The sequence below is a fragment of the Burkholderia sp. Se-20378 genome, from assembly GCF_017104665.1.
In the GTDB taxonomy this organism is placed as follows: Bacteria; Pseudomonadota; Gammaproteobacteria; order Burkholderiales; family Burkholderiaceae; genus Burkholderia; species Burkholderia lata.
The window spans coordinates 1-6,382 of record NZ_JAAGPG010000470.1 but is presented as its reverse complement, the minus strand read 5'-3'; the positions used below and the strand labels follow the sequence as shown (position 1 = coordinate 6,382).

Below are 6,382 nucleotides of genomic sequence, written 5' to 3'. Positions count from 1 at the left end.
GTCCGACCTGGGCGACACCGCGGGAACCGGCTCGGCCGTCGCCGCCGTTGCGTGTGCAACGGTCGCGCCGACCATCCATGCGATTGCACCGATGCACGCGCGCCGCACCCACGCCTGTCTGAAAATTGCCATAATGTCGCCTCTGAATGAGAATCATTGCCATTTGAAGGGCGACACTGTAATCACCGCGTGTAATGGCGATGTGTTGGAAGCGCGGCCTTTTGTAATGGAATGTGTTGGCGCGTCTTTCCTTTCAGAATCATTTCGATTTATCCGGAAGCTTCCCCCGATGGACCACATCCTTGTCGTCGACGACGATCCGAACATCCGTACGCTGCTCGGCGACTACCTGCGCGGCATGAACTATCGCGTCACGCTGGCCGAGAACGGCCTGCAGCTTCGGCAGGCGCTCGGGACGTCGACCGTCGATCTCGTCGTGCTCGACCTGATGCTCGACGGCGAGGACGGTCTCGACCTCACGCGCGACCTGCGGCAGCGCCACGACGTGCCGATCGTGATCCTGAGCGCGCGCGGCGGCCTGCTCGACCGGATCCTCGGCCTCGAGATGGGCGCGGACGACTACCTGCCGAAGCCGTTCGATCCGCGCGAGCTCGTCGCGAAGATCAAGGTCGTGCTGCGTCGCACGCGCGCGATTCCGGGCACGCGGCGCACGGAAGCGTCGTCGCGCGTCAGCTTCGCCGGCTGGCATCTCGATACGCGAATGAAGCAGATGATGTCGCCCGACGGCGTCGTCGTGTCGCTCGGCGGCTCGGACTACCGCACGCTGCGCGCACTGCTCGATCACCCGAACCGGCCGCTGTCGCGCGAATTCCTGCTCGATCATGTATTCGGCAAGGAGCGTGCGCCGCTCGATCGTTCGATCGACGTGTGCGTGAGCCGGCTGCGCCACCACCTGAAGGACGCCGCGCGCAATGCTGCGCTGATCCGCACGGTCCGCAACGAGGGTTACATGCTCGTCGCGGATGTCGTGCACGAAGCATGACGGGCATGCGGCGCATGAAGCTGCGCGTGTGGCCCGACTCGCTGTTCGGGCGGCTCGTCGCGATCCTCGCGGCCGGCATGTTCGCCGGCCAGATGCTGACCGGCACGATCTGGTTCGACACGCACGACAACCGCATGCTGGAAATTCCGGCGCGCCTGTTCGCGAGCCGGCTCGCTGATACGCTGCGGCTCGTCGACGCCGCGCCGGACCCAGCCGTGCGCGACGCGGTCATCGCCGCGCTGGGCGATGATCGCTACCGGCTCAAGCGCATCGATGCGCCCTCGCCCGTCGGCACGCTGAATTTCGCGCAGCACGCAACGGCCGGCCTGATCGCCGGCGTCCTGTCGCGGCGGCTCGGTGCCGATGTGCCGTTTCGCCTCGTCGAAGCCGTGTTGCACGACGACGCAGGCCATCATGCCGGCCCGCTGAGCCTGTTCGATTCGCGGATGCCGACGGGCGAATTCCACGTGCAGGTCGGCCTGCCGTCGGGCGGCTGGCTCGACGTGCGCGCCGACGAAGGCCAGGCCGGCATGCATGCGATGCCCGCGTCGCTCGTCTTCGATTACCTGTTGCGGCTTTACCTGATCCGTTTCGTCGCCGTGTGCGCGGTCGCGTTCGTCGCGGTGCGCTTCGCGCTGAAGCCGCTGACGCAGCTCGCGCGTGCCGCCGAAGCGCTCGGCCGCGACATGCACCGGCCGCCGCTGGCCGTCGACGGGCCGTCGGAAGTGCGTCGCGCGGCCGAGTCGTTCAACGCGATGCAGCAGCAGCTGATCGACAGCTTCGCCGGGCGTGCGCGCTTTCTCGGCGCGGTGTCGCACGACCTGCGCACGCCGCTCACGCGCCTGCGGCTGCGGACCGAGATGCTGCCGGATCCCGAGTGGCGCGACCGGCTGCGCGGCGATCTCGACGAAATGGAAGCGATGGTGCGCGGCGCGCTCGACGCGGTGCGCGGCGTGGAGGTGACGGAGCCGCGCTGCGACATCGATCTCGATTCGATGCTCGAAGGGCTCGCGGAAGATGCGCGCGATACTGGGCAGGCGGTCACGATCGGCGGGCACGCGTCGGCGCCGGTGTCGGGCTTCGCGCGCAACCTGAAGCGCTGCCTGCAGAACCTGCTCGACAACGCCGCGCACTACAGCGGCGGCGCACCGGTGACGATCGACGTGCGCGACGGCAAGGACGCCGTGCGCATCGTCGTCAGCGACACCGGCCCCGGCCTTCCCGACGACTGGCTCGAACGCGTGTTCGAGCCGTACCGGCGCGGCAGGCACGCCAATCTCGACGACGGCGGCACGGGGCTGGGGCTCACGATCGCGCGCAGCATCGCGACGCTGCATGGCGGCACGCTGATGCTGCGCAATCGGGACGGTGGCGGGCTCGATGCGGTTCTTACGCTGCCGCGCGAGGGGGCGTGAAGGTTGCGAGCCCGAGTTCCCTTGCTCAGGGGAAAGAAGTCGCGTGCTGATGGTTTCGTGTGCATCGCATCGGCAAATGTGCCGCAATGAGTGACGACGGTTGCAGCGCGCCCCTCGCCCCTGAATGCTGGCCTCGCAGAATCGGCCATCCCGACGGATCGATCAAATCGGGCCGGAGATTCGCAAGCGGTAGCGGTCCTCGGTCGCACCACCTTCGTTCCCGCATACCGCAAGCATCGCAACCGGCTCCTCTGCGATCCGCTTGCCGCCCGACACGGGATCAGACAGAATCGCGACGAACGAATCGGACTGAACATCCGCGTTGCGCGGCGCAGCGGATCTCAATTGGGCGCGTCAATGCCTCCTTTTATCGAAGCCCTCGTCGACTGGACCACCGTCTCACTCGGCGGACTTGGATTGCTCGCCCTGATATTGGGCGTGCTGGCCCCGGACCGGTGGATGTTCGACGCCGGCTATGGATGCGTTCCCGACGGCCGGGATCTGGTTCTGTCGCCACGCCGCGTGCGCATCAACCGTTTCGTCTGGTGGCTGCTCGGTTTCGGCTTCGGCATGCTCGGGCTGGCCTGTTTGATCGGCGTACCCGCGTTGGCCGGGCTCCTGACCGGAGACGAACTGCATGCATGGTACGAATGGCTCGGCCTCGGCATCACGGTCGTACTCCTCGTCGGCGTTGGCGTGCTGATGATCTGGATCGGCTGCAAGCTGATGCGCGCGCGCTGGTTCGGCGGCCCGCTGCGTGAAGCCCGCTTCTGCTGGCGAGACGGGGAACGCTGGATCGACATCACCACCACGCGGCTGCTGCGCAGGCCGGTGCGGCATACCTACGCGTGCCGCGATCTCGAGCGTGTGCTGATTGGCGCGCGCCGGAGTCTGGACGGTGCAGTCGTGGGGGGCTCATGGACGACACTTCAGCAAAATCTGGTGCAGCTGATGCTCGTTTTTCGCGCCCATCCACCGATCGACCTGATGGGCCGGTTCAACGATGGCGCCGGGGCGCGCCGCATGATCGACATGATCGGCACCTGGTGCGGCGTCGAAGTACAGCGCGTCGAAGGCTTGCCGGACGTGACGCCGTTCAATTTCGACCGGATCTGACCTTGCCAGACGGGTTTTAATCGGGTCGCCTTTGTCATCGCGGCGACGCTGCAGCGGCCGCAGCTTGTCGGCTGCCGGCTACGCCGGGATAATTTCCCGTTCGCGCGCAACGCGCTCAAGACAAATACAACGGTTTCCCATGGCGTCGCCGGGTTCACGGGGATCCTGGGCACTGAAAGAGAGAGGGCCTCGCCGATGCCGGTTGACACGGGTTTTGATCGCAATGCATTCAGGGAATATCCGCTTGATGGCGCACTGCTGCGCTTTCACCCCGCGACAGGAACGCACGTCCGGATCGAGAATCCCGCGACTCGCCACTTGCGACGCCTCGCACCGCGAGTCGTGATGTTCGGGATCACGAACAAGTGCAATCTGTCCTGCGATTTTTGCTCGCGCGACGTGCGGCGTGATAGCGCCTGGTCCGTCCGGTCGGCCGTGGACGTCCTTCGCGGCCTCAGCGAAGCTGGAACGCTGGAAGTCGCCTTTGGCGGCGGAGAGCCGTTCGCGTTTCGTGGGTTCGCCGAGCTGATCGACATCCTTCATGACACCACGCCGCTTGCGCTGAACGTCACGACCAACGGAACGTTGATCCGGCGAAACACGTTTGCGTCCTACGCCGGCCGCTTCGGTCAGGTCCGCGTCTCGCTCTACGATGATGTGCGCTGGCGCGACACGGGCACGGTCCTGTCGGAATACGGACAAAGGTGGGGCGCAAACCTGATCGTCGACGACGCCGTGCTGCCGGGGCTTCCCGCACTGCTGGCCGAACTGGCCACGCTGGGTTGCCAGGATGTCTCGTTGCTGTCTTACATCGGCCCGGATCTGCGCAGGCACCTTTCGCCACGCGGGCGAACGCAGCTTGCGGCGATCGTGCAGGACTCGCCGATTGCATGCCGCCTGTCGGTATGCTTTGGCGACGCGGTTCCCGTACCCAGACTGTTCGATGGCGCTGATGGAAGTGGCGACTGCGGCGCAGGTCTGGACTTCGTTTCCATCACGCCTGACCAGCGCATGCAGGGCTGCTCGTTCCATGACGGCGGCCTGCCGGCGACCAGTGCGGAGGAAATCCTGCATGGGTGGTGGAACGAGCGGCCGCGTCTCGAGCAGCCAAGCGTGCGGCGGGGCTGTGCACGTCGCAACGCAGGTGTCAGTCGCCCCCGGTCCACGCCATCGGTCAGTGTGTGGCAGGCATTCTCCGGCAACAACAGCGGCGAGTGCGTGATGGTCGCGAAGTTCGAGACCCTCGCGGACGCGGACGCCTACCTCGCCCAACTGCTGCCGTCATGGGCGCCGGATGCCGAGTACTCGTCCGAGTGGAAGCGCCTGTTCAAGGAAGAAGCGGTGGCGGGCCCGGGATTGTCGGGCGGAGGATCGCCTCGCGAGCTGGCGGCGATCGGTCGCTCGGTGATCGCGACGGGATACGAAGCAGACGACCTGTTCCCTGAGTTGCGCGCACTGGCCTGGAAGAAAGGCGCATACGTGGTGCCCGACGGAATCCATGCCCATGACGTGTTCCTGCTGGCAGCGGTGCGTGCGTCGAGCGCCGATGACGCCCGCAACCTGGCCGGCCTCGCGCCCCATCCCGCCGCCAGGACCTGGCTGCATGGCGATGTCGTCCTCGTCACGCTCGAATTGCAGGGTGACAGCGTGCCGGGGGAACTCATCGAGACCCGACAATGGCTCACCACCTATGCGGCCGGGCGCCCGCTTGCCGCGGAGCTCGTGTTTGACGACCTGGACGAGGCGGCCATGCTGTCGGTCATGAAGCGGCTCGGAGCGGAGATCGGCAGAACGCCAAGGCTTGCGCTGCATTTCGGATGGCGTGACGCTGCCGGCGAGAAAGCGGTTCGATTCGCGCAAATGATCGGCGAGGGCCAGACGAACGTCGCAGGCAAATGTGTGTTGGTATCGGGCCTCGAGCGGCGCAAGCGGCTCGCCGTGCTGGCTTATCGGCAGGGTGCGCACGTCAGGGCCCTCGACGGCCAGGAAGTACGTGTCAGCGCCTATTTTGTCGTGCCGGGTGCCAAGCCTCAAAAGGGCCGGCGTGCGGAACCCGGCGAGATCGATATTGGCCGGGTTCGCGAAGCGCTCCACCAACGGTTTCCGGGCGGCATACGCATCGATGTCAGGGCGGGATATCGTCGAGACACGGCCTACGTGAACATCGTCACCGCGGACCCCGGATACGCTTTCGCTCAGCTCGAACAGCTTGCAGCGTGGTTGGGTGCCACGCTTTCCATCGGGGTTCACGAGGTCGATCCGCTGGCGTTCGCGGTTCGGCGCGTAATCGCGGACGTACGGTCCTGATCATTCTGCGCTCACGCCTGCCTCGCGGTAGCCTGCGCCGCCAGCGCGGCCCGCTCGATCCAGCGGATGGCCGGCGCATCCTGCTCGCCCGGCGCGGGCCTGCCGATCAGGAAGCCCTGCACCTCGCGGCAGCCGGCATCCGTGATGCACGCCAGTTGCTCCTCCGTCTCGACACCTTCCGCAACGGTCGTGACACCGAGACGCTTGCCGAGATCGGCCACCGTGCGCACGACGGCCGCGCAGTCCGGGCGCGTGACCGCATCGCGCACGAAGCTGCCGTCGATCTTGATCTTGTCGAACGGGAACGCGCGAAGATGCGCGAGTGACGAGAAGCCCGTGCCGAAATCGTCGAGGGCGACGCGCACGCCCATCGAACGCAGCGCGCGCAGGTCCGCGATGGCCTTGCCTTCGTCGTGCAGCAGCGCGGTTTCCGTCACCTCGATTTCCAGCCGGTCGGGCGCGAGCCCCGCGCCGGCCAGCGCGGCCGCGAAGGTCGGCACGATCGTGCCGTGACCGAGCTGCCCCGCCGACACGTTGACGA

At 66.6% G+C, this 6,382-nt stretch carries 5 protein-coding genes; 4 read left to right on the top strand and 1 reads right to left on the bottom strand.

Features of this window, described 5'->3' with window-relative positions; all coding sequences use genetic code 11:
• Positions 1–289 precede the first annotated feature (289 nt).
• The 4 genes from G3N93_RS31560 (at position 290) to G3N93_RS31545 (ending at position 5,841) form a co-directional block, all read left to right on the top strand.
• Positions 290–1,003 carry a response regulator gene (locus G3N93_RS31560; protein WP_174932972.1) on the top strand — a complete coding sequence of 238 codons (714 nt, stop codon included), beginning with the start codon at positions 290–292 and terminating at the stop codon, positions 1,001–1,003.
• Between the two features lie 5 nt (positions 1,004–1,008).
• Entirely contained in the window at positions 1,009–2,418 is a 1,410-nt protein-coding gene (locus G3N93_RS31555; protein ID WP_206134711.1) for a HAMP domain-containing sensor histidine kinase, read from the top strand.
• Positions 2,419–2,508: 90 nt separating this feature from the next.
• Positions 2,509–3,534 carry a hypothetical protein gene (locus G3N93_RS31550; protein WP_206124427.1) on the top strand — a complete coding sequence of 342 codons (1,026 nt, stop codon included), beginning with the start codon at positions 2,509–2,511 and terminating at the stop codon, positions 3,532–3,534.
• Between the two features lie 195 nt (positions 3,535–3,729).
• Positions 3,730–5,841: a radical SAM protein gene (locus tag G3N93_RS31545; RefSeq protein ID WP_206134710.1), complete on the top strand. Its 2,112-nt coding sequence runs from the start codon at positions 3,730–3,732 to the stop codon at positions 5,839–5,841.
• A gap of 11 nt (positions 5,842–5,852) precedes the next feature.
• Here the strand turns inward: G3N93_RS31545 and G3N93_RS31540 are convergent.
• Positions 5,853–6,382: EAL domain-containing protein (locus G3N93_RS31540; RefSeq protein WP_206134709.1), on the bottom strand; the 530-nt coding region annotated here is incomplete at its 5' end.